Source organism: Pseudomonas sp. W22_MBD1_FP4 (assembly GCF_052113765.1).
Taxonomy (GTDB): Bacteria; Pseudomonadota; Gammaproteobacteria; order Pseudomonadales; family Pseudomonadaceae; genus Aquipseudomonas; species Aquipseudomonas sivasensis.
In genome coordinates, this window is the sequence record NZ_JBGQOI010000006.1 from 164,402 (window position 1) to 185,174 (window position 20,773).

The 20,773-nt window shown below is 56.3% G+C and carries 22 protein-coding genes; 7 read left to right on the plus strand and 15 right to left on the minus strand.

The genetic code is table 11. The features are described 5' to 3' along the window. Positions 1 to 6: 6 nt before the first annotated feature. Entirely contained in the window at positions 7 to 936 is a 930-nt protein-coding gene (locus ACEN2T_RS10555) for a LysR family transcriptional regulator (RefSeq protein ID WP_183702265.1), read from the plus strand. A gap of 755 nt (positions 937 to 1,691) precedes the next feature. Here ACEN2T_RS10555 and ACEN2T_RS10560 read toward each other — a convergent pair. Then, a complete protein-coding gene (locus ACEN2T_RS10560; RefSeq protein ID WP_442116685.1) occupies positions 1,692 to 2,486 on the minus strand; it encodes an AraC family transcriptional regulator in 795 nt (264 codons plus the stop codon). Positions 2,487 to 2,574: 88 nt separating this feature from the next. On the opposite strand from ACEN2T_RS10560, the gene ACEN2T_RS10565 reads away from it, so the two are divergent. Beyond that, the gene (locus tag ACEN2T_RS10565; RefSeq protein ID WP_442116686.1) at positions 2,575 to 3,822 is read left to right on the plus strand and encodes an MFS transporter; all 1,248 of its coding nucleotides are present in this window, start codon (positions 2,575 to 2,577) and stop codon (positions 3,820 to 3,822) included. Here the strand turns inward: ACEN2T_RS10565 and ACEN2T_RS10570 are convergent. After that, complete coding sequence (locus tag ACEN2T_RS10570; protein ID WP_183702259.1) at positions 3,735 to 4,646, minus strand: LysR family transcriptional regulator; 912 nt, start codon at positions 4,644 to 4,646, stop codon at positions 3,735 to 3,737. The two genes, ACEN2T_RS10565 and ACEN2T_RS10570, sit on opposite strands and share 88 nt — an antisense overlap. 145 nt (positions 4,647 to 4,791) lie before the next feature. Between ACEN2T_RS10570 and ACEN2T_RS10575 the strand changes: the two genes are divergently transcribed. From ACEN2T_RS10575 to ACEN2T_RS10590, 4 genes are all read left to right on the plus strand, one after another. After that, positions 4,792 to 6,189 carry an amidohydrolase family protein gene (locus ACEN2T_RS10575; RefSeq protein WP_183702257.1) on the plus strand — a complete coding sequence of 466 codons (1,398 nt, stop codon included), beginning with the start codon at positions 4,792 to 4,794 and terminating at the stop codon, positions 6,187 to 6,189. Positions 6,190 to 6,200: 11 nt separating this feature from the next. Beyond that, positions 6,201 to 6,674 (plus strand): DMT family transporter, encoded by a 474-nt coding sequence (locus tag ACEN2T_RS10580; protein WP_105162213.1) that lies wholly within the window; start codon positions 6,201 to 6,203, stop codon positions 6,672 to 6,674. Positions 6,675 to 6,713: 39 nt separating this feature from the next. Then, positions 6,714 to 7,577: an SMP-30/gluconolactonase/LRE family protein gene (locus tag ACEN2T_RS10585; protein ID WP_442116687.1), complete on the plus strand. Its 864-nt coding sequence runs from the start codon at positions 6,714 to 6,716 to the stop codon at positions 7,575 to 7,577. A 194-nt stretch (positions 7,578 to 7,771) separates the two neighbouring features. Beyond that, the gene (locus tag ACEN2T_RS10590; protein ID WP_183702253.1) at positions 7,772 to 8,566 is read left to right on the plus strand and encodes a GNAT family N-acetyltransferase; all 795 of its coding nucleotides are present in this window, start codon (positions 7,772 to 7,774) and stop codon (positions 8,564 to 8,566) included. A 127-nt stretch (positions 8,567 to 8,693) separates the two neighbouring features. Here the strand turns inward: ACEN2T_RS10590 and ACEN2T_RS10595 are convergent, their stop codons facing one another. The 12 genes from ACEN2T_RS10595 to ACEN2T_RS10650 form a co-directional block, all read right to left on the minus strand. Continuing rightward, positions 8,694 to 9,425 carry a TIGR03747 family integrating conjugative element membrane protein gene (locus ACEN2T_RS10595; RefSeq protein ID WP_442116688.1) on the minus strand — a complete coding sequence of 244 codons (732 nt, stop codon included), beginning with the start codon at positions 9,423 to 9,425 and terminating at the stop codon, positions 8,694 to 8,696. 90 nt (positions 9,426 to 9,515) lie between these two features. Next, on the minus strand, positions 9,516 to 11,621 hold the full coding sequence (gene traD / locus ACEN2T_RS10600; protein ID WP_442116689.1) for a type IV conjugative transfer system coupling protein TraD: 2,106 nt from the start codon (positions 11,619 to 11,621) through the stop codon (positions 9,516 to 9,518). A gap of 9 nt (positions 11,622 to 11,630) precedes the next feature. Then, positions 11,631 to 12,146 (minus strand): integrating conjugative element protein, encoded by a 516-nt coding sequence (locus ACEN2T_RS10605; protein ID WP_442116690.1) that lies wholly within the window; start codon positions 12,144 to 12,146, stop codon positions 11,631 to 11,633. Further along, positions 12,143 to 12,691 carry a lytic transglycosylase gene (locus tag ACEN2T_RS10610; protein WP_442116691.1) on the minus strand — a complete coding sequence of 183 codons (549 nt, stop codon included), beginning with the start codon at positions 12,689 to 12,691 and terminating at the stop codon, positions 12,143 to 12,145. Before ACEN2T_RS10610 ends, ACEN2T_RS10605 begins: the two co-directional genes overlap by 4 nt. After that, positions 12,673 to 13,392, minus strand: coding sequence for a TIGR03759 family integrating conjugative element protein (locus tag ACEN2T_RS10615; RefSeq protein ID WP_442116692.1), 720 nt, complete (start codon positions 13,390 to 13,392; stop codon positions 12,673 to 12,675). The genes ACEN2T_RS10610 and ACEN2T_RS10615 overlap by 19 nt, the downstream gene beginning before the upstream one ends. Before the next feature lie 9 nt (positions 13,393 to 13,401). After that, positions 13,402 to 14,073 (minus strand): chemotaxis protein, encoded by a 672-nt coding sequence (locus ACEN2T_RS10620; protein WP_442116693.1) that lies wholly within the window; start codon positions 14,071 to 14,073, stop codon positions 13,402 to 13,404. Then, positions 14,070 to 14,612, minus strand: coding sequence for a PFGI-1 class ICE element type IV pilus protein PilL2 (gene pilL2, locus ACEN2T_RS10625; RefSeq protein WP_442116694.1), 543 nt, complete (start codon positions 14,610 to 14,612; stop codon positions 14,070 to 14,072). The genes ACEN2T_RS10620 and pilL2 overlap by 4 nt, the downstream gene beginning before the upstream one ends. Before the next feature lie 94 nt (positions 14,613 to 14,706). After that, positions 14,707 to 15,465: a DUF5983 family protein gene (locus ACEN2T_RS10630; RefSeq protein ID WP_442116695.1), complete on the minus strand. Its 759-nt coding sequence runs from the start codon at positions 15,463 to 15,465 to the stop codon at positions 14,707 to 14,709. Positions 15,466 to 15,517: 52 nt separating this feature from the next. Beyond that, positions 15,518 to 16,012, minus strand: a complete 495-nt coding sequence (gene radC, locus ACEN2T_RS10635) for a RadC family protein (protein WP_442116696.1) — start codon at positions 16,010 to 16,012, stop codon at positions 15,518 to 15,520. A gap of 100 nt (positions 16,013 to 16,112) precedes the next feature. After that, positions 16,113 to 16,370, minus strand: coding sequence for a hypothetical protein (locus tag ACEN2T_RS10640; protein ID WP_442116697.1), 258 nt, complete (start codon positions 16,368 to 16,370; stop codon positions 16,113 to 16,115). 71 nt (positions 16,371 to 16,441) lie between these two features. Continuing rightward, positions 16,442 to 17,023 carry an STY4534 family ICE replication protein gene (locus tag ACEN2T_RS10645; protein WP_442116698.1) on the minus strand — a complete coding sequence of 194 codons (582 nt, stop codon included), beginning with the start codon at positions 17,021 to 17,023 and terminating at the stop codon, positions 16,442 to 16,444. Between the two features lie 914 nt (positions 17,024 to 17,937). Next, positions 17,938 to 18,279, minus strand: coding sequence for a helix-turn-helix domain-containing protein (locus ACEN2T_RS10650; protein WP_442116699.1), 342 nt, complete (start codon positions 18,277 to 18,279; stop codon positions 17,938 to 17,940). Between the two features lie 208 nt (positions 18,280 to 18,487). On the opposite strand from ACEN2T_RS10650, the gene ACEN2T_RS10655 reads away from it, so the two are divergent. After that, positions 18,488 to 18,745: a hypothetical protein gene (locus tag ACEN2T_RS10655; RefSeq protein ID WP_060550355.1), complete on the plus strand. Its 258-nt coding sequence runs from the start codon at positions 18,488 to 18,490 to the stop codon at positions 18,743 to 18,745. A gap of 30 nt (positions 18,746 to 18,775) precedes the next feature. On the opposite strand, the gene ACEN2T_RS10660 is transcribed toward ACEN2T_RS10655, so the two are convergent. Beyond that, entirely contained in the window at positions 18,776 to 20,755 is a 1,980-nt protein-coding gene (locus ACEN2T_RS10660; RefSeq protein WP_442116700.1) for a DNA topoisomerase III, read from the minus strand. Positions 20,756 to 20,773 lie beyond the last annotated feature (18 nt).

Genomic DNA, 20,773 nt, shown 5'->3' on the forward strand with positions numbered 1-20,773 from the left:
ATCGGTATGCAAATCAAATGGCTGGATGATCTTCTGGCGGTCGCGGAGTGGAAGAATTTCTCTCGAGCTGCGGAGCTTCGCTGTGTGACCCAGTCGGCTTTGTCGAGGCGTATCAAGTCGCTTGAAGAATGGGTAGGCGCAGAGTTGGTGGATCGTGGAACCTATCCTGTCCAACTGACGCCGGCTGGTCGCACATTTTGTGAGGAAAGCCGCGAAGCATTGGCGGGACTAATGAAGTTGCGCTCTAGCCTGCGGGAGGTAGAGCGGATGCCAGGCCGTTCCATTCAGGTGACCGCTGGCCATAGCTTGTCGATGACATTTTTACCAAAGTGGCTAACTCAGTTTCAGCAGCATAATGAACAGTTCAATGCTCGAGTCGTCGCCGCGAACATACATGACGCGGTCATCGCCTTGGAGGAGGGGGGGTGCGATCTGATGATCGTCTATCACCATCCTTTGGCGCCCATACTTCTAGACCCGGCAAAGTTCGGCAGTCTGACGTTGGGACATGATGCCTTCATTCCATTGTGCGCACCTGACAAAAAGGGGCAGCCGCTTTATCGCTTACCTGGCACTTCCAGTAAACCCGTTCCACACCTCGCTTATACGGCTACCACTTTTTTGGGGCGTGTTGCGAACATCGTCATCAGAAATGGCCCATGTGTGAGCGTACTGGAGCGCTGCTATGAAGCGGACATGGCGATGCTTTTGATGCGAATGGCTATAGAGGGTTACGGGGTGGCATGGTTGCCCCACAGCGCTGTCATCGACGAACTCAAACTAGGTCAGTTGGTGAAAGCTGGTGGTGATGAATGGAGTACGCGGCTAGAGATACGCTCATACTGCTCGATAACTAATGAGAATCCTACGATGCGCAGCTTGTGGAGTACGCTCGAAGGAGCGTCCCGAGATATTCATGGTAAAACAGCCAAATGATCGAAGTTCCAAAGCTCGAAATCCTCCTTCAGGAGACGGAGGACGCTCAATAGTTTGCGACCTCTTTGGTAGCGCTCAGGCATCTAGATCAAACCAATACGTTATTGATAGATCCCCAGTTCGACCCGTTCGAGAGAGTCTTCGACAGCTTGAAATCCGAGTGGGTTACCCAACAGGTCAAGAAGTATATTATCTGCCAAATGTCTGCAGGGTTTGGCAAGCCGTTCCTCGGCCGTTCTTCACAGCATGCACTCACCAAGGTCTGTAGCCTGTCAATTCAGCAGAACCATGTTTCTGCTCGATGTCCGGAAAAAGCTAACCGCCAAGAGCGGCCGGCTACATCGTATCTGTTTCCGGAGGCACTATCGGCGCAGCTATTAACGTCAAGACGGTATGAGTGCGGGGACACGAGGCTTATAGATTTCCGACAGATGAAGAACCTAAAAGTGAAACCCCTTGGCGTTATTACATGCTCTGCGTTGAAGGGGGTCGCTCCTGAGGGGCAGATTCCGGCCGCGTCTGTTGAAACAGTCGGTTTGTCCAAAACGCTCGGGTACTGATAGGTAAACACCTGTTTTGCGTGCTGCTACGTGAAATCCGAGTCGTGAGTCCTCCGCCCAAAACACAGATTTCAATATCGAGCGCGAACTTTTCTGCCATTTAGACAAAAGACGACTTCTACAACGGAATCGGCCAATAGCAGATAGCCGCTGAACGTTCTACAGCGTCGGTGCTTTGTATAAACCAACAGAGCATCAACGCAGAGAGGAAAAATACTGAGTAGGCGGTTTACCCAGGGCTTTCTTGAACATCGTGATGAAGGCATTAACAGAGTCATATCCTAGAATGCCCGCCACACGCTGCACGGATACCCCCTCTGCCAAATGGCTCAGCGCGATCATCAAATGCAATTGTTGACGCCAGCGTCCGAAGCTCAGCCCGGTCGTGCTTTCTACAAGCCTGGCCAGCGTTCGTTCACTGGTTGCAAGCCGAGTGGCCCACTCGCGCAACGTGGTTCTGTCTCCAGGGTCTGCAAAGAGCGTATCCGCGATTTGTTTGATCTTGGGGTGGGCTGATATCGGCAAATGCAGCTCTTTCAGCGGAGCATCGGAAAGCTGCTCAAGCAGCACTGCAACCAGCCGCGCTGTCTTGCCCTCGGAATGGTAAGCAGGTTCCTGTTCAGCGAGATGCAGGATCATCTCCCGAACAAGGGGCGTAATGGCAACCGTGCAGCATTCTTCAGACATGGCTGCCGCACCGGGCTCAACGAACAAAAAGCAGGTCCGGGCGTTTTCGGTCACTCGGCAACTGTGCGTCGTACCGCCCGGGATCCATACAGCGTGCTGGGGAGGGACAAGCCAGAGTGCATTTTGCACCTCACAGCTCACTGCGCCATGCAAAGACAGGATCAGCTGGCCTTTGCGATGGTCATGCGGGCGGGCACCCGAATCACTGAGGTCAGGCGCAACCTTGAGGGCAATCGCTGCTTGGGCGAAAAGGTCTGAATCGAAATCTTCCGGCGAGGAAACGACATTTTTTGGGCTTGGCATAATTTAGGTATCAGATGTCTTGATATCTATATTATACAGTTCTGAAGTTCTCTACAGTTGTCTTCTATTAAGAGGACAGATAAAGAATATGTCAGATACAAAAAACAAGTGGCATGCCATCGCGCTCGTCGCAGGCATTCTGCTTATCGCCGTGAACCTGCGCGTTCCCTTTACCAGCATCGCGCCCGTTTTGCCGCTGATCCAGAATGATTTTGGTTTGAGCGCCTCAGCTCTAGGCCTGCTTACTTCACTGCCATTACTTGCCTTTGCAGCCTTCTCCCCGCTCAGCGCATCGGTCGCCCGCAGGTTCGGCATCGAGCGCACGCTTTTCGGTGCACTGTTGGTTATTTCAGCGGGCATCCTGCTCCGCTCCGCAGGCAGCGCGTGGGCGTTGTACGCCGGTACGATATTGATAGGCACTGGGATCGCCCTGGGCAACGTGATGCTGCCCGGCCTGATCAAACGCGACTTCTCGACAAAAATGGCGTCCATGACCGGCGCTTATTCCATCACGATGGGTGCAGCGGGCGCTGTCGGTTCAGCCGTAATAATTCCGCTGACCCAATCATGGGGATGGCCGATTGCCCTGAGTTTGTTGGTCGCAGCCCCGTTGTTGGCGCTGGTGGTGTGGCTGCCGCAGTTGAAAAAACACGAACACGTAAATCTGTCCGGTCCGAAACAAGCGCCAACCGTGGCCGTCTGGCGTTCGCCGCTGGCATGGCAGGTCACACTGTTCATGGGGCTGAACGCGATGCCTTTTTATGTCGCCGTCGGCTGGCTGCCGACCATTCTGATGGACCATGGCATATCCCCGGAGCAAGCAGGCACGGTACACGGCACGCTTCAACTGACAACGGCCATTCCCGGCTTGATTCTGGCGGCCACGCTTCGCCGTCTCAAAGACCAGAAACTGGCAGCCGCTACCGTCAGCCTGTTAACCGCCTCATCCCTGATCGGGCTCATTTACGCGCCAGACTACGCCATGTTGTGGGCCGCGTTCCTGGGCTTCGGCTCTGGTGCCAGCATGATGCTCGGCCTGACCTTCATCGGCTTGCGCACAAAAAATGCCGGTGACACGGCGGCACTTTCAGGAATGGCGCAGTGCGTCGGCTACCTGATGGCAGCCGCAGGCCCCTTGCTGCTAGGCCAACTGCACGACTGGACCGGTGGCTGGACAGCACCGCTGCTGATCACAGCCGCAATCTCCGTAGCCGGTGCATTCACCGGAATGCTGGCCGGGCGCAACGTTCAACTTGAACCTGCTGAATCATCGTCGCGAACAAGCCCAGCAATCCAGTCAGCGAATGCGCTCACAGCTGGCGATAGAAAGCGCTGATGCGGGTATAGCAGGTGTACAGGAACCGATGCGGGCTGCCAGTCAGCAAGCACTTCGACCAGCCGCCCTTCTCGCAGATGCTCGCTGACCACGTTTTCAGCGAGCTGCACCAGCCCGAAGCCTTCCAGGCACATTTTGATGTAAAGCCCGGTCTCGTTGACTGCCGCAGTGCCGTTCACCGGGACTGAGATTTTCTCGGTGCCACGGGCGAAGCGCATTTCGCCTGCTTGCCTTGCGCGGCCCGAGAAGTAATGGATGGCCCGGTGGTGAGACAAATCTTGCGGAGTTTGCGGAGTACCGTTTTCTTCGAGATAGGCGACAGAAGCACAGGTCACCCAGCGAAACCGGCCGAGTGGGCGCGCAACGAGCGTTGAGTCATCGAGCTCGCCTGTACGAATAACGCAATCGACACCCTCTTGAACCAGATCAACCTGCCGATCGTTGACGCCTATCATCAGGTAGATATCCGGGTAGCGCCTGTAGAAGTCTTGCAGGTTTGGCATGACGATGAAGTGTGCAATGCCACCCGGCATATCGACACGCAAACGCCCCTGTGGCCGTTTTACGGAATCCGTCAGGCTGGTCTCTGTGTGTTCGATCAGCTCCAATATTTCCCTGCACTGCGTCAGATATTGAGCGCCCTCAGGCGTCAGGCTGACTCGCCGCGTGGTTCTGTTCAGCAGGCGCACCTGCAAGTACTTCTCAAGATTTTTAACGCTGCTGGTAACTGTCGAGGCCGGCAGAGAGAGCGTCTGCGCCGCCTGGATAAAGCTTCCTGCTTCAGCCACACGTACGAAAACCTGCATCGCTTGAATACGGTCCATGACTGTTAGCAGCCTCAAAGCAGTGATCGGGGGAAGTCGTTATTATTCGTAAATATTGAATAATAAAAACAGTTTAACCATCTTTTTCCCGCAGTACCGCATTGCGTACATTGCCTCCAACGAAATTTGAGGAGGTGTACAGAAAATGGCTGAATATAACCGCAGCATCGTGCAGGCTCCGGCCGCTCCGGCCGCCCGCACACTTATCCGCGGCGCCACTGTGCTGAGCATGGATGGCGATATCGGCAATCTGGCGCGCGGCGATATCCTTATCGAAGGCAGCACCATCACGGCCATAGGTGAAAACCTTGAGGCCGGCGAAGCTATGGTTATCGAGGCATCCGGCATGATTGCCATGCCCGGGATGGTCGATACGCATCGTCACTCCTGGGAGGGCCAACTGCGTCGAATAAATCCGAATGCCGAAACCCTGGAAGACTACTGCAACGCAACGCACTTCTCGTTCGCCAAATACTATCGCCCGGCTGACATGTATATCGGCAATCTGCTGACTGCATTGGGCTGCATCGATGCCGGCATCACCACCGTGGTCGATAACTCGCACAACAGCCGCACCGGCGCGCACTCCGATGCTGCGGTCGAGGCATTGCTCGATGCGGGTATCCGCTCCGTTCACGCCTCCGGTGCGCCAGTTTCCGGTGAATGGGACAAAGCCCACTGGCCCGGCAACCTGGAGCGTCTGCAGGAAAAATACGTCAAGAACGGCGACAACCCACTGCTCTCGCTGGCGGTGATGGCGCAGCTGGAGCCTGAGCTCTGGGCTGAAGCCCGGCGCTTGGGGCTGCCGATCATTACCGAATTTTTCGGCGGGGACATGGCAGCTGAGTTGGAGGGTTTGCATCGCGAGGGTCTGCTGCGCCCCGATAACATCTTCAACCACTGCACAGCGCTGCCGGACGCCGGCTGGAAAATCCTTCGCGAGGCTAGCGTGCGGGTCAACGTATGCCCGCGTTCAGATGCCCACTACGGCATTGAAGATGGAATGTTCGCCATGCAGTCGGCCCTGCGTCACGGTATCAGTCCGGGACTGAGTGTCGATAACGAAACCTCCTACAGCGGTGACATGTTCATGGAGATGCGGGTGGCGTTCTACCTGCAGCGCGTCATGGGCATGCACCAGCAGCGCTGCTGCGGCGCAGAACATCATCCGGTGACCCTGCCTGCTCATGGCCTGCTCAAAGCCGCCACTCTCGACGGCGCTACCTGTGCCGGATTGCAGGACAAAGTCGGCAGCCTGGCCCCCGGCAAACAGGCCGACCTAATCCTTATCAATGCGCAGGACATCAACCTTTACCCGTCGGGTAACGCATTCGGCACCGTTGTACATGCAGCCGAACGCAGCAATGTCGACACGGTCATCATTGGCGGTCGCATCGTCAAGCGCGGCGGCAAGGTGCTGGGCGTGGACAGCGAAAGGCTGCGCGCAGCAATCGACGAATCCCGTGAGCATCTGTTTGCTGCCGCAGGCTACCAGTCGGACATTTTTGCCGAGACATTCATGCCGCTTGAGTCAGCCAAGTAAGGAGACGCGAGATGAACGCAGCCTACTACCTGCTGGCTATCTCCGCAGGGCTTGGCATAACCCTGCAGACCACGCTGAATGGTCAACTCGCTAAAGGTGTGGGTGGAGATTCCGTAGCGGCGGCGCTGTTCTCATTTACTGCCGGTGCGGTATGCCTGGGCTTCTTTTCATTGATGCGCGGCGGGATAGTGGCTTCACTGGCGGCTATACCTGCCCAGCCCTGGTGGAGCCTGTTGGGCGGTCTGCTGGGTGCCGGTGCCTTGCTTAGTTATGTGGTGCTTGCGCCAAAAATCGGTCTGTCAGCCCTGCTGGGCCTCGCTATCGCAGGGCAGATTATCTCGTCACTGGTTATCGATCATTTCGGATTGATGGGGGCATCGGAAAGGCCGGTGTCTCTCGTCAAGTTGGCCGGGTCGATGGTGATGCTAGCAGGCTTGGCCATCGCCCTGTTCGGTGACAGGTGGTCAGCGCTTTTCTCCAACTGACAGTCTTGTTTGCCCCATCCTGTTTCGTAGGACGCAACCATGTTTAAAACCCTAATCGGCACCACCAGTCTTCTTGGCGAGTGTCCTGTCTGGTGTGAAAGAACCGAACGCCTGTTCTGGACCGACATCCCCGGCTGCGAGTTGCGTGCTCTGGACCCCGAAAGCGGCAACGTGCAGCGTTGGTCCCTGCCAGAGCCGCTAGGATCATTTGCCCTCACCGCAGACGAAGACGTATTGCTGATGGGACTGGCATCCTGCCTGGGCTACTACACCGTGAGCACCGGTCGTTTCAGCAAAATCACAGCCACCCCTGGCGTGCCCGGAACCCGAATCAATGATGGCCGCTGCGACCGCATGGGCAACTTTGTATTCAGCACGATGGACGCCGGTGAGCAGGTGCAAACCATAGGCAGATTTCACCGGCTCAATGTCGCGACGCTCGAGACAGAAACGCTGGACCTTCCCGAAGTGTCGATCCCGAACAGCATCTGTTTCAGCCCGGACGGTTCCATCCTGTATTACGCGGACTCCCTGCGAGGATGCATTTCCTGCTGCGATTACCCATCGTTGGAAAACCAGCGTGTGTTCACCAAAAAAGTCGACGGTCAGGGCGCGCCAGACGGCTCTTGCATTGATGCGCAGGGTTTTCTCTGGAATGCGGAATGGGGCGGTAGAAGAGTCGTGCGTTACGCGCCGGACGGCAAAGTTGACAGCGTGATCGACTCCCCGTGTATTCAGACCACTTGCCCGGTGTTAGCCGGACCTGGTTATGAAACGCTTTACTGCACCAGCGCACGGATAGGGCTGGATAAGCCGGCAGATTTCGATGGCACGCTGATAAAAGCCGAAGCGATTGTCGCTGCGGGACTTCCAGAAGAACGATTTACAGTGCTACTGAACTGAGTAGCGTGTTCTAGCCTGTCGCGTCGTTCTGAATGCCGGTTTTGAACACCTGACGTGCTCAAAACCGTTTTTTATATAGCCTCGACCCAAATGGGACGCCAGAGCAGATTATCTACCAGAAGGTGTATTTGCAGGTGCGTATTGTTTAATTTGCCGCTACCTTTCTGGGAAATCACGCAATAAGGATTACGCACATGAATGTCGGAATGGCTCATGCGATTGAGGCCGCAGAAAACGAGTATTTGTGTGCACGCGTCGAGAGTTTGTCTCGGATAAGTGGAAACCCTTTTGGTGCTCGTGTGTTTTTCAACGAAACTTTTCCATGCTTTCAAGTGAAGGCATCACCTAACCCGATGCTCAATCGCATCTACGGCGATAGCACCGGCAGCCCCCAGTCACTCTTGAGCTTGCTCAAGGAATCAGCAGAGTATTCGACCGTAACGCCTCTTATCGGAAAGGCCTCGACGTTGGAACCTTACGTGTTTGTGGGGGAGAAGCGACTGGAGCGTCTGAGGGGGTGGACGCATCTGCAACTCGCGTGCTCCATCGAGGACGTGATCTTGAACCACCACTCATTCGAAATCGAAGAGGCCACCTCACAAACGCTTCCTGAGTTCGCAGCCTTGCATGCGAGTGGATTTCACACCAAGCCAGAGCACCTTCAGTTGAGCCAGGCTTCGTTCGCAGGACTGATGTCAAATGAACGTCTGAAAATCTACGTCGTTAAAGCTGATGGAAAGGTCGTTGCTGGAGCGTTGATCTACCTGGCCTGCAATGGGGTTGCCTACCTTGGGACGGCTGCTACCCGAAAGAATGCACGAGGCCTGGGCTACCATGGAGCCCTTATATCTCATCGGATAAAACAAGCAAAAAAGCACGGCAGTCTAGTGATCGCCGCAACCGCGCTTCCCTGTTCGCAAAGTCGCCGAAACTTGCAGCGTACAGGGCTAGCGACATCCCACGTTCAAGCGCTATATCGCCTGGGATAGCGGAAGTCTGCTCTTGGCCTTTTAGCGACGACCTGATTTCAACCTTCGCTATGCGTGGTCTTACCTCAATCTGTTTCGCCATCTTTGTCAAAGGTGAAGGCTTTGCCGTGGATGCGGATATGTTCTATCAAATGTATTTTTTGAACGTCGCTGCGGTGATCGCGGTTGCTATTCCGAGCATCACCGTACAAGGAAGGAAAATCGCAATGGGATTGAGTGAAAACGGTATGGATAGGTAAATAATCCAGGGCAAGATCAGCAGAGGTAACACTGCTCGCTTGGCGCGGTGATAGACAAAGCTGCTTTCTAAACCCGCGCCAAATTTGCGCAGGTCACGGCGTATCAAACCATCGACAAAGCCAGTGAGCATGCCTAGCAAGAACAGCGGCGTGATCAATACCAGTATGGTCAACCGCACCACAAATGTGAAAGTAACGAACACCGCGGCTAGCACGAAATCTTCAATGCTCACGTAGAGCTGGTTAGTCCAGTTCCAGAAGCCGTTGCCATGGCTTGATACCCGCGCCTGCTGGGCAAAATTCGCAAAGCCAGTCTTAACCAACAACCATTGGCTGAGGAAGTCCAGCCACTGGACAATCGTCTGTCCAGGTTTTTGGAGAATGAGAGAAGATTTGAAGTGCTCACTCAGCCAGCCCATTTCGTTCTCCAGCATTGCTTGGCTGTGCCGCCAACCCTGATCGCCCCAGAACAGCAGCAAACCAGCGAACTCTATGAGGATCGAGAACAGCAATGAGGCCATCAGAACGGCGATGATGCGCAGGACGAGGCTGATGGTCGAGATGATTAGTCCTGGCCTCTGGATCGGTTGTCGTGGCGTGTTCTGGACGGAAGTCGCCATCGTTCACTCCATAGCGAGCTGCAGAGTTGATTTGGGTACTACATCTTCTGGATATTTTTCTGCTGAGTCGAAGCCTGTGGCGGGGGGCAGCTATCCCACCTGATCCCAATCGAAGTTTGCTGTTGGGCCTCCACTACTGGTGCTCCACCACTGCCCCGCCTGCGCGTTGTAGGCTGCCCGCATCCGTTGAGTGAGCTCCTGTAGGTCTTTGGGCATGGCATCATCGTTGGAGGGTTTTGGCAACGGCATGCGGACTTTCCAAAGCTGGCCACCAGTCTGGAGGGAGAACATTTGCCCCTTGGGCAAACTGACGATGTGCGCAGGCTCGATCAGCGGCACACTGGTGCTGCTGACACGGTCCTGTGAGGACGAAGTGAAATCCGTGTTGGCCTCCGGATCGGAGGTGTCGGTTGCACCCGAGACCAGGGTCTTGGTCAGTACATTAACCTTGGTCAACTGCTGGGTGAGCAGTTCCGCGGTCGCGGTTTCGCGCACTCGCAGTATCTGTAGGGTGTTGAAATTGCCGACCACCTGGCCGGCCTTGGCCCGGTTGCCTATACGTGCTTCGATATCGCTGAGGGTTTGGGTGTAGGCGGTTACCTGGATACCGGCACCGCCCCCCTTGTTGATCAGCGGAATGAACTCATCGCCCATCAACTCGTTGAACTCATCGGCATGCAGGTTGATTGGCAGTTTGTCACCAGCGTTGCCAGATTGAGGCAGCCCATGGTCAATGCCATGTTTGTAGATATGTCCCGCGACCGAGACCAAGTCGGCGAACATTGAATTGCCCACGGCGGCGGCCACTTCGGCATCAGTCAGCGCATCAAGGCCAACGTAGACGATGCCGCGTTTTCGGATGATCTGCATCCAATCGAAGATCGGCCGCGGGTCATTCAGATCGGTGTAGTTGGGAGCAAGTAACTGAGCGGTCTTGCCGGTGGTGAGTTTCTCCAGCAGCGGCAGTAGCGAGGCTACGATTTTGTCGAAGTAAGTGCGGTCGTAGCGCACCGCAGAACGCAGTCCGTCCATTACCGGATCAAATACACGCTTCACCGCCAGGTATTGCTCGATGGCCACCACCCGCTTTTCGCGTCCTATCATATGCCGGGGAATGTTCTTCTCGGTGAGCTTGCCTTCGAGCTGGACGATCACCTCCCAGGCCTTCGGGTCGGTCTTGGCGAAAAACTGCTGGGCGTACTCGATGAACAGGGCGTCGATGTTGACCACATGTCGCTGGATCTGCAGGTAGTCCGGACGCCGGCCCAACTCGATCAGAGCGCGGGCGATGATGTTGACGAAACGCCAGGCGAACTCACGAAAGGCCGCGGAGTTGCCTTCACCGCTGAGCTGCCCGGCGATGCGCGACGCCACTTCCGAAATGCGCCCGAAACGTCCTACGGCGTTGTAACGCGCGGAGATCTCTGGCCAGCCTAGATGGAAAACATAGAATTCCTTTTCCCGACCGGCGCGTTTGGCTTCGACGTACATGCGTTTGAGCAGGTTGGCATCGCCCTTAGGATCGAAAACGATGACCACCTCATGTTCGACGCGGTGAATGTCCTGGGTGATGTACACCTCGGCGAGTCGCGTCTTGCCGACGCGAGTAGTGCCTAGCACCAGGGTGTGTCCGACCCGTTCGCCCAGTGGCAGACTGACCTCCGTTTCATTGGGCTCGACCCCATGCAACAGCGGCGAGCCACCTACCGGGGGCAAAGGGCGCAACGGATTGAAGGCACTGTCCCAGGCGGTGACACGGGCCAATGTCGAGAGCGGAAACGGTGCATGCTCCAGGCGCCGTTCGAGTCCACGGGCCAGACGGTAACAGGTCGGTTGGTCAACATAGTGGGCAACCGCCGGATCCTGGGCTTCGACCAGGCGCTGGGTGTGCAGGCGGGTCCAGCGGAAGCCGCGGCCCATGAACAGACGCTTGCGGCTGATCGGAATCTGTCGACTGGTCAGCTCGTAACGGGGCAGCCGGCGGATATTGCGTCGATAACGCAACACCTCCCAGGCTTGTCGCAGGCGGATCAGGCCGAATAGGGTATAGGCCAGCGCCGCAATCAGCCCGATCTCGGGTGACAGGGCCACGGCCCAGGGCGAGTACACGCACAACACCGCGGCGGCGATGCAGATCGCTACTGTGTACAACTCCACCGCCGGCCGGAGCTTGGACTCCATCGCATGTTCGGCCATGACCTGGACTCATTGTTCCAATGAGGTGGCGGTGATCAAGACGGGGTAGTGCTCAATCTGCAAGCGGGTGGCGATGTCGTTACCGTTGACCGGCAGGATGGTGATGCCCGGGGCGGCGGCTCGAATCCGGGCCAGGGCTTCAATATCGGCCACTTCAACGGCGAGGCCTGCTGCACCTATTGCCCGCAGTTCAGCCGCACGTTGATGCAGCCAAGCCAATGATTGGGGATCCTCACCGACTAGAAAAAATGGCTGCAAGCCTGGCATGTTCAGGACGCGAGACGTGATCTGGCCTGGGCTCAAATAAGAGCTGCGCACGGGTAGTATCCAGGACTCATCAGCCAATGCAGATAGGTCCGCATGTATGGCCCGAGCTGGCTGGATCTTGTCGTTGATCGGAGGCTTGGAAACTTGAAAATGGGTACGGGTGAGGCCGCCAAACTGGTCCTCTGCAACGGATTGTTCCGAATGGGAGCAAGCAGTCAAGAGCAGGGAGAAGTAACAAGCAATAGGAATTCGTTTCATGGTGGTGTGCCCTGTTCAGCAGAAGCCTGCAGTCGCGCGAGTTGCCGGGAGAATCCATCGCGGTAGCGCGCGGCGGGTAAACCTCCCGCAGGGCGGTGATAACGCCCAGCGGCTGAAACCCAGTCACCGGTGACGGCGTGATGCTCTTGCAGCAGGGCGGCAGTCACAGCCAGATTGCGGTAGGGTTCGAGAGCTTCGCAGGGACTGGTAAAACGTTGTCCGTGATAACCCAGGTTGGTTTGCCCAAGTCCGGCGTCGACCCGTTTAGCGTCATATTGCGTGAGCGCCTGGAGCAAGGCGTGACATGCGGCCTGGCGAGTGGCGAAACGGTAGGGTGTTCCGGCGATATTCAGGGTCCAAGGCCACGGCAGCAGTCGACCATGGACGCGAATACCGCTCTCTTGTAAGGCAATCGCGAACAACACCGTAGAAGGGATGTAGGCGTCATGCGCCGCCAGTTGATAAGCCGGAGGCGGAAGTTCGTTAGCCCGAACCGTGTGCACCGTCAGCAGGAGCGCAATAGCAATCAATCGAGACGTTGCCATTGTCCATTCACCTGTTGAAATGTGGCGGGCAATGGCCCCGGAGCCCCCAGGCTGAACCATCGACCACGGTCATGGTTCAGGGTGATCTGCCGGCGTTGAACCTTAGCCGGATCGATGTCCGCTTGCCGAGCCCAACTGCGGACGCGTTCATCCTTGCCCTGGCTGCCCACCAGGTAGATATCGAACGCCGTATCACTGCTTTGCAGACGCTGCGCTTCGGCGGTGCATGCCGGGCAGTGGTCCTCGACAAATAGAGACTGGCGCGGCACGACCGATGAGCTGACAGGGGACGGGGATGCCATGCCCTGGATCGGCAGCAGCCCGGGAAACAGCTTGGCCCAGGCCGCGGTGTAAGCGTTTTGGTAGGCCAATTCACGCTCGGCGCGTTTGGCTTCCAGTGCTACCTGTAATTCGGCATAGCGCTGGCGTTCTTGGTCGGTCTGGGCTTCAACCCCGAGGGCGGTCAACGGATCGAGGTTCGGGCTCCAGAAACCGCGTGGGCCGGCTTGGATCTGTTCGAAGTGTGTCCACTCCTGCTCCGTGAGCCCCCAGCTTGCGGCCTGTTCAGAGTGCGAGCGTCCCAGCGGAGTGGATTGTGTGTCCTGGATCCGTGACCGTGTCGTGGCAGGGGTGCCCATCGCAGTGCCTATGGCCAGTAGCGACGCGAGACAAACGACGGGGAGTAGTGGCACTCTGTTCATGATCGCTTCTCAAGGGAGTTGCACGGTCTGATCTGGCTGAGCAGCCACCGAGAAGATGGCTGAGTGCGGCTCAAGCACTTTCAGGTGCCAGGCTCCGAACTGCTCGCCGGCATGCAGCAGCCGAACATCTATGAGAGAGCTACTGTCATGAGGTGCGACTGCCAAAAAGCGCTCACCCCCGCGGGACTCGACACCCAACACTGAGAACGGTGGCGATAGCGGGACGGGTTTTGGGCGAGCCGTCTTTTTCGGCTTGTTCGCGGAAGAGGTTGGCGGTGGGAGGGTTGGCTGAGTCTTGAGCTCCAGTAGCTGCTGTTCGACGTGCTCAAAGCGTCCGCTTAGAGCTGTCAGGTCTTTCACGGTGGCGCGGTCTGCCAGACCGTCGCGCATCTCCTGTATCTCTTGCGCCCACTGAGCCAGCATCGGATCGAGGGTATTGGCCTGTTGTTCACCGGTATCGACCATCTGCTTCAGGTCTTTCAGCGCGTACTGCAGTTTCTCCTGTGCGTCCTTGAGCGCGCTTAAATCACGTTGCAAGATGTCCAAAGTTTTTAGGCGCTGGGTGTTCGTACTCTGTAGCTCTGCCATGCGCTGATACTGGTTAAACAAACCGCCGCTCAGCCCGGCGACTGCCAGGCAAAGTAAGCCAATAATGATGGTTTGAAACGTCGAGGCTTTCATGGACGTGCCTCCGCCTGATGGGACGAGTCTGGTGTAGCCCGCACGACGCCGACATCAGCTTTCTGCTGTTCGAAGCAGACCGAACGGCTGACCTCATCGGTCGTGAGTTGCCAGGCGGGGCCCGCCAGTACCTGTAGTGCGCTGCGTAACGCAATCGGGCCGAGCCGGTAATGGGCAGCAGGCAGAGGCCGAGTGAAAAGTGTCTTTACTGGTTCTGTGGTAGGGCAGAGCGAATAACCCGAGCGCTGCAACACGTAGTGCATCGCCTCCTGTACCGAGGGATTAAGATTGGACGGTATGCTCAGATCAATTATTTGAGCGAGAAGATCACGTTGCTCCGTAGTGGGCTCTGTACTCACCAGGGTATAGCGACCATAACGGATCTCCGCCGGATGGTTTGCTTCGGCCGGGCTCCTTGATAATTGGGTCCGATTGGAGCCACTGTCGATCTTTGGATTAGTCGGTAATGGGGTGGGAATTTGCGCGCTGCAGGCACTCAAAAAAAACAGCAGGCAGACAGGGGTAAAAAAACGCTCCATGAAAAAAACCTCATGTCAGACTCAGTACAGAACCTGACATGAGGTGAAGGAGCGATTCAGTGAGAAATCCGATTTATTGCAGGTCGTGTTAACGCTAAATACTTTGCTCTGCATCATAGATAGCTAGTCCATCCAAGACAGCAGCGTCGGGGTCGAAGATCAACAATCGCACATCCGCCAATGCCGCCATATACAGTACGTTGACCAAGGCTGCCGGCGTACCAGCGTCGAGTTGCTCTTGCCTCAGCGATGAGTAAGAACAGCCCTCGATTTTTACCAGGTTATCGTCTGTCCAGGGCGTGCCGATCAGCTTACACCCGATGCCATTGCAGTCCTTCAGGACAAAGGGTTCGAACAGCAGCCCGGTTGGGCTAGAGTAGAAATAGCCCGCCCGGTGTTCCAAGTAGCGCAATGCCTCTTCAGTGAGGTGTGCGGTACTGATCTCCCAAGCTCGGCTGTAGTGTCCAGTCTCGAAACTCAAGCGAAGGACCACGGACTTGGCTTCTTTCAAGGAGTCAAAGTCCGCGACGTGGCACTGCTCGTTGAACACTTCGCCTATTACGGCATAGACCACCTGGTGCACCAGTCCGTTGGACGGGCAGCAACCATCCAATTCATTCAGAATGGATTGGCCTTCGCTGATCAAGGCGAAATCATCATTGAAGATGCAGGGGACCAGTTGCAACGTATCGTCGGGCAGATGCGCCTGGGAGTTGTGCATAGGCCGAAAGCAGGGAGGACAACCGTCCTCGTAGGCGATCATTAACAGCCGTTCGATATAAAGTTTGTCGTAGCCGCGAGTAAATGGATTTGAGGCGATCAGCAGGGCGGGGGCTTGGTGTGTGGGGTTCATGACCGTGCTCCAGAATGAAAATGAATAAGGCGCCCGTAGGCGTCTGTGAGGGTTAAAGCCAGCCGTATTCGGCAAGGGAGAGCGGGCGACCTTCACCCACGATGAAGTGATCCAGTACGCACACGTCGATCAAGGCCAAGGCCTCTTTTAACCGAGCGGTCAAGACGCGATCCGCCTGGCTGGGTTCCGTACACCCTGAGGGGTGGTTGTGAACAAAAATGGCGGCCGCAGCGTTATGCGCGAGGGAACGCTTAACGACTTGGCGGGGGTAAACGCTGGCGCCATCAATGCTGCCGTGAAAGAGGATTTCGAACGCCAGCACCCGGTGCTGGGCGTCAAAAAAAATCACACCAAAGACTTCATGGTCTTGGTGCGCAAGACGCAGTTTTAGGTAAGCCGCTACGGTGTCCGGCGACGTCAGGATAGGCCCGCGGGCGAAAAGCCGACGATCCAGAATATGCAGCGCTTCGTCGATCAGCTGGTTTTCGTGGACAATGCGATCTGCCTCGGAATCCGAGGTCTCAATCAGTTTGAGTGGTGTGCTCACGGCGCTACCTCCGAAGGGAATAATCAGGGGTACACGCCCGAGGGGAGTGGTATCCCCAGGGTGGGTGTAGAGTTGCAGGCGTTTGCAGGTGCTGTAGGGTTTACAGCCGAGTGTATCGGTGGCGTTGACCGTGTAGAGGTGAACCACAACCGTCGCAAGGCAATGGAGAAAAGGCTCTTATGCCCCAGCCGGTTTCGGGATCGAAGTCGGCACTGATGGGCAATAAGCGAACCAGCCTAAGGTGTATCGCGGCGATGCGTTGTTCGATCTCATCCGGCGAGTAATACAGCGATAACGTGCTGTAGTCCTCGTAAGCCGCACCGAACAGGCAGTCGTCGCAAAGCCAGAAGGATTCCATATTGGTTCTCCTGTGCTAGTTGAAGAAAAGGCGCTCGATTGAGCGCCTTGATGTAAAACATCATGGATTGTTCAGGCGGACTGAACAGCACGTGTGGCGACACGGCGGGCCGTGCGGGGAGTGGTTGGAGATTCAGGTTCAATCCTGGCCTCTGTAGGGTTGTCGGTATCCTCCGCTTCGGCATCAGCCGACGTTGGAGAGGGTTCATTGATCTGCGCTGGCTCAGCAGGTGCTGTTGCTTCCTGCCTGGCGGGCGCTTTGTATTCGAACTTGCCATTGACCTTGATCCAGTCGATGAACAGCAAACGACCTTTCAAGCTGGCGCCAGGTTGGCCTTGTTTATCGCCTTTCTCATAGAGAAATGGGTCGATCCACAGGTCACCAATACGGAACGACAGCAAGACCTTTTTCTCGGCTCTGACGGCGTCCATATAGAGACGAATCAAGCGGTCAGCTTCGCCACCAGCGACTTTGCAATCAAAGCGGGTGTACTCCACTGCATCGGAGGCACCATGCAAGGCTGCGATATCGCAGGCCATGAATGGCTGACCGCGGCGGACCTGTACTTCACGAACACGGTTGAGGTAGCCGATACCGGCGGTGTGCAGGTTGAAGTAAGAGGTCGCTTCTTGGGATTGTTTGGCGTAGGCCATGGTTGTTCTCCTGTTTCAAGGGAAAACGGCGACACACAGCCCCTGACGGGAAAGTGAGCCCCCGTCAGGGTGGGTAAGGTGAAGTCAAGCAATGAACGACTCGTCAGCGGCAAGCCGATGACCATCAGAGTGATGCTTCTGGGGGGAATAGCTGTGCAGCAGAGGAGCGTCTGCGGTGGTAATCCGCAGGCATGGAGTAGTCGGCATTCATCACCGCTTAAGCGGCAACCGCGCGAGCTTCCGAACGCTGATCGCACTTGGGTAAACCACCACGAACGTGGCGTAGCCTTGAAGGTTTTGGCTACCTGGGCTGGGCTGTCAACGACAGCAAACCACGCCCTTTGTATAAGCCTGTCACAGGGGCGCGTCAAGACGCCACAACCCGATTTTTTAAGGCCGGAATACGGTGGTAGTCACTGGAATTAAGAAAATGAAAAAAAAGAAGAGTGGGCCTAGCGGTGTGCCAGGCGAGGAAGAGAAAAACCACCTTTGACGGTCCAACGCAGTCGACAAGCTCCTCGCAAAACTTGGTTGAACTGCGCAATGATTCGCCAACCGACCCTCGTCGTGGCCAGGGTCGGAATATGCTGGCACGCATCCGCGCACAAAGGGTGCCCTGTGTTTCCCCGGTGGGCTCCGGGACTGAATACGATCGCCGAAGCGGATGACCGCTATTGCCGGGTAGAGGCAACAGTGGTCATCCGCCACCACAATCAGGTCGAGCAAAAAAACGGGAATTAAATTCCGCAGAAGAGGAGGCTCCGAACTCGAAGAGTTTGACCGAACTGCCCGGAGCTAATCGGTCTTGGGTCGCCGTTGGCGGTTATCCGAAGCTACTACAGCAGATACGTCAATACGACGTCAAGCCTTCAGGCCCCCTTCATAAGACGCTACGTTGAACACGATGAAAGAGGTTACTTACTGCCGAGATGTGCGGCCAATTGTTGGACGGTTGCCAAGATAAAGGCACGGTCGCTTTCTTTCAGTCCACTCAGCAGACCCGCGATCATCTGGCCCTGGTCATTGGGGCGATTACTCGATGCCGTCAGCAGTTCATCCATCCGGCAATCGAAAATGTCCGCCAGTTGCATCAGTTTGACCACGGAAAGCTCCACTACACCCCGTTCCAGGCGCGAGATGGCTTCGCTACCGATCCCTAAACGTTCAGCCACCTCTTCCTGAGTCAAATTACGCTCGCTGCGGTGCTTCGCGATCATGCGCCCGATTTGGGCTTGGGTTGGATGTTTATGTGCCAAGTGATGAGTTCTCCAGTTCAACCCGAATGGTTGAGCAAAGACCCGTTGACATGAACATCCTTAAGGGTTGAGTATCGACTCATTGGGTTGTTATAGTGACTGAAACAGCTGAGTATCGCGACGTGGTTTCTGTCCCTTCAGGGATCAGAGTCAAGATTGGTTAGTAAGAGCGACGGTCTGAAAGGACCATGTTGAGGGATGGTTGAACATGGAAGATGAGAGAAAGGACGTCATGGATGTGATTTGGGATCGAACACTGGAGCTGTTCATCAAGATTCATGATTGCCCGGATAACCCCGAACACTTCGAACGCCTTGTTCTTTGGCTCAACGAAGATCCTGCCCACCTAAAAGCCTTCAACGAACTGGGGCAGATATGGATTTCGACAGGTATCGCTTTGGCCCGTGAAGTCGGACAACCTTTGATCGATTTGGAGCGGGATCAGGCGCCGCTGATGATGCACTGAGCTGTGTACCAACCCAACGTCATGTTGATCTCAACCGAACTGTCGTGGGCGGCGCGTCTCTTTTCTGAACTGCGTAGTACCCTTGCAGTTCGGATACTGCGAGCATGACCAGAACGGCCCAGATTTGCCCTTCCGCTTGATCATTGAGGCATTGCAAATGGGGCAGGCCGGTCCGGCTTTGACCGCTATCGATAAGGTGAGCGCACCACAATGTTCGACCAATTGCGCGATCCATTTCGCCTGCTTTGTGACAAACGCATCCAAGGTCAGGCGTCCCCCTTCGATTTCGTCAAGCGCCTGCTCCCAAATCGCAGTCATGCCAGGATCCGCGACTGCAGAGGGTACCGCCTCGATAAGGGTATGGGCCGCCGCCGTGGCCGTTAAGGCGCGTTTTTTCTTCATCAAATAACCGCGATCAATGAGCCCTTTGATAATGCCGGCTCGTGTGGCTTCGGTCCCGATACCGGTGGTGTCCCGAAGTTTCTGTTTCAGGCGTGGGTCGCTGACAAGCTTGGCGACGTTTTTCATCGCCTTGATCAGATCACCCTCGGTGAGAGGTTTAGGAGCGGCAGTTCGCATGGATTTGAGTTCGACATTGTCCACTGCGCACTGCGTGCCCTGTTGCAAGATGGGTAAGACTTGGGATTTGTGACTGGGCTCATCCTCCTCGGTGTTTTCGGAGAGCGAGCTTTTCCAGCCCTGGACCAAGATCAGTTTGCCCACAGCGGTCAATCGTTCTTCGCCACACGCCAGTTCGACCTGGGTCCGATCAAACTCATGATGCGGAAGAAACTGCGCTAGGTAGTGGCTACGGATCAGTTCGTAGACATGGCGTTCTTGTTCGGACATCCGCACCAGGTTTGCCGGTTCGATGGTGGGGATGATGCCGTGGTGCGCAGTGACCTTGGCATTGTTCCATGCGCGGGAGCGCAATGATTGATCGAGGTCCTCGAATGCAGGTCTGAGTGCAGGATCCGTTTTGAGCAGGGCGTCTAGTACCGCGGGAGCGTCGTTCAACATATTCTCTGGCAAATAGCGGCAATCGCTGCGCGGGTAGGTGGTGGCTTTGTGGGTTTCATACAGGGCTTGGGCGATGTTCAGGGTTTCCTGGACGCCGAGCCCCAGCTTACGCGAGCAGACTTCCTGCAACGTGCTTAGGTCGAAGGGTAGGGGCGGCGGTTCTCGGAAATGCTCAGTATGTAACGAGAGTACCGTGGCGGACTTCTCGTCGGTGATCGTTTGGACTGCGTGATGGGCAAGCGCCTGTTGTAGGCAACGCTCCGACTCGTCCCGTCCTGAGCATGGTGGTAACCACGACGCGATGAACCGCTGGCCCATCGAGGATAGGTTTACCTCAACGTTCCAGTAGGGCACCGGGACGAAGCCGGCAATCGCACGATCCCGATCGACCACCAGACGTAAGGTGGGTGTCTGGACGCGCCCCACTGACAAAACGCCGTCGTAGCCTGCCCGCCGACCAAGAAGGGTAAACAAACGACTGAGGTTCATGCCGATGAGCCAGTCGGCACGGCTGCGGGCGAGGGCCGAGTGATAGAGCGGGAAGGTCTCCTGACCAGACTTCAGCGAGGTCAGTGCCCTGCGAATCGATGCTTCGTTGAGTGCGGACAGCCAGAGGCGCTGAACAGTGCCTTGGTACCGGCAGAGCTCCAATAATTCGCGGGCAATCATCTCACCTTCGCGGTCGGCGTCGGTTGCGATGACAACGGTGGTGGCTTCGCTGAGCAGGCGTTTGATGATTTTGAACTGCGCGGCAGTCTTGGGTTTGACCTGCACTTGCCACTGCGCCGGAATGATCGGTAGATGGTCCAACGACCAGTTCTTGTATTGAGTGCCGTAGGCTTCAGGCGGGGCCGTTTCCAGTAGGTGGCCGATACACCATGTGACAGTTGTCTCGGGGCCGATCAGGCAACCATCGCCACGCTGGATGGCTCCGAGAACCTTGGCGATGTCACGACCCTGGGAAGGTTTTTCGCAGAGGAAGAGGCGCATATAACTACTCCGGATTGA

Coding starts and splice junctions, on each gene's coding strand:
- ACEN2T_RS10585 (WP_442116687.1), top strand. CDS start 6,714: ATGTTTAAAACCCTAATCGGCACCACCAGTCTTCTTGGCGAGTGTCCT.
- ACEN2T_RS10570 (WP_183702259.1), bottom strand. CDS start 4,646: ATGGACCGTATTCAAGCGATGCAGGTTTTCGTACGTGTGGCTGAAGCA.
- ACEN2T_RS10575 (WP_183702257.1), top strand. CDS start 4,792: ATGGCTGAATATAACCGCAGCATCGTGCAGGCTCCGGCCGCTCCGGCC.
- ACEN2T_RS10580 (WP_105162213.1), top strand. CDS start 6,201: ATGAACGCAGCCTACTACCTGCTGGCTATCTCCGCAGGGCTTGGCATA.
- ACEN2T_RS10610 (WP_442116691.1), bottom strand. CDS start 12,691: ATGGCAACGTCTCGATTGATTGCTATTGCGCTCCTGCTGACGGTGCAC.
- ACEN2T_RS10630 (WP_442116695.1), bottom strand. CDS start 15,465: ATGAACCCCACACACCAAGCCCCCGCCCTGCTGATCGCCTCAAATCCA.
- ACEN2T_RS10565 (WP_442116686.1), top strand. CDS start 2,575: ATGTCAGATACAAAAAACAAGTGGCATGCCATCGCGCTCGTCGCAGGC.
- ACEN2T_RS10645 (WP_442116698.1), bottom strand. CDS start 17,023: ATGGCCTACGCCAAACAATCCCAAGAAGCGACCTCTTACTTCAACCTG.
- ACEN2T_RS10590 (WP_183702253.1), top strand. CDS start 7,772: ATGAATGTCGGAATGGCTCATGCGATTGAGGCCGCAGAAAACGAGTAT.
- ACEN2T_RS10560 (WP_442116685.1), bottom strand. CDS start 2,486: ATGCCAAGCCCAAAAAATGTCGTTTCCTCGCCGGAAGATTTCGATTCA.
- ACEN2T_RS10620 (WP_442116693.1), bottom strand. CDS start 14,073: ATGAAAGCCTCGACGTTTCAAACCATCATTATTGGCTTACTTTGCCTG.
- ACEN2T_RS10615 (WP_442116692.1), bottom strand. CDS start 13,392: ATGAACAGAGTGCCACTACTCCCCGTCGTTTGTCTCGCGTCGCTACTG.
- ACEN2T_RS10655 (WP_060550355.1), top strand. CDS start 18,488: ATGGAAGATGAGAGAAAGGACGTCATGGATGTGATTTGGGATCGAACA.
- ACEN2T_RS10640 (WP_442116697.1), bottom strand. CDS start 16,370: ATGGAATCCTTCTGGCTTTGCGACGACTGCCTGTTCGGTGCGGCTTAC.
- traD (WP_442116689.1), bottom strand. CDS start 11,621: ATGGCCGAACATGCGATGGAGTCCAAGCTCCGGCCGGCGGTGGAGTTG.
- ACEN2T_RS10595 (WP_442116688.1), bottom strand. CDS start 9,425: ATGGCGACTTCCGTCCAGAACACGCCACGACAACCGATCCAGAGGCCA.
- ACEN2T_RS10555 (WP_183702265.1), top strand. CDS start 7: ATGCAAATCAAATGGCTGGATGATCTTCTGGCGGTCGCGGAGTGGAAG.
- pilL2 (WP_442116694.1), bottom strand. CDS start 14,612: ATGGAGCGTTTTTTTACCCCTGTCTGCCTGCTGTTTTTTTTGAGTGCC.
- ACEN2T_RS10660 (WP_442116700.1), bottom strand. CDS start 20,755: ATGCGCCTCTTCCTCTGCGAAAAACCTTCCCAGGGTCGTGACATCGCC.
- ACEN2T_RS10605 (WP_442116690.1), bottom strand. CDS start 12,146: ATGAAACGAATTCCTATTGCTTGTTACTTCTCCCTGCTCTTGACTGCT.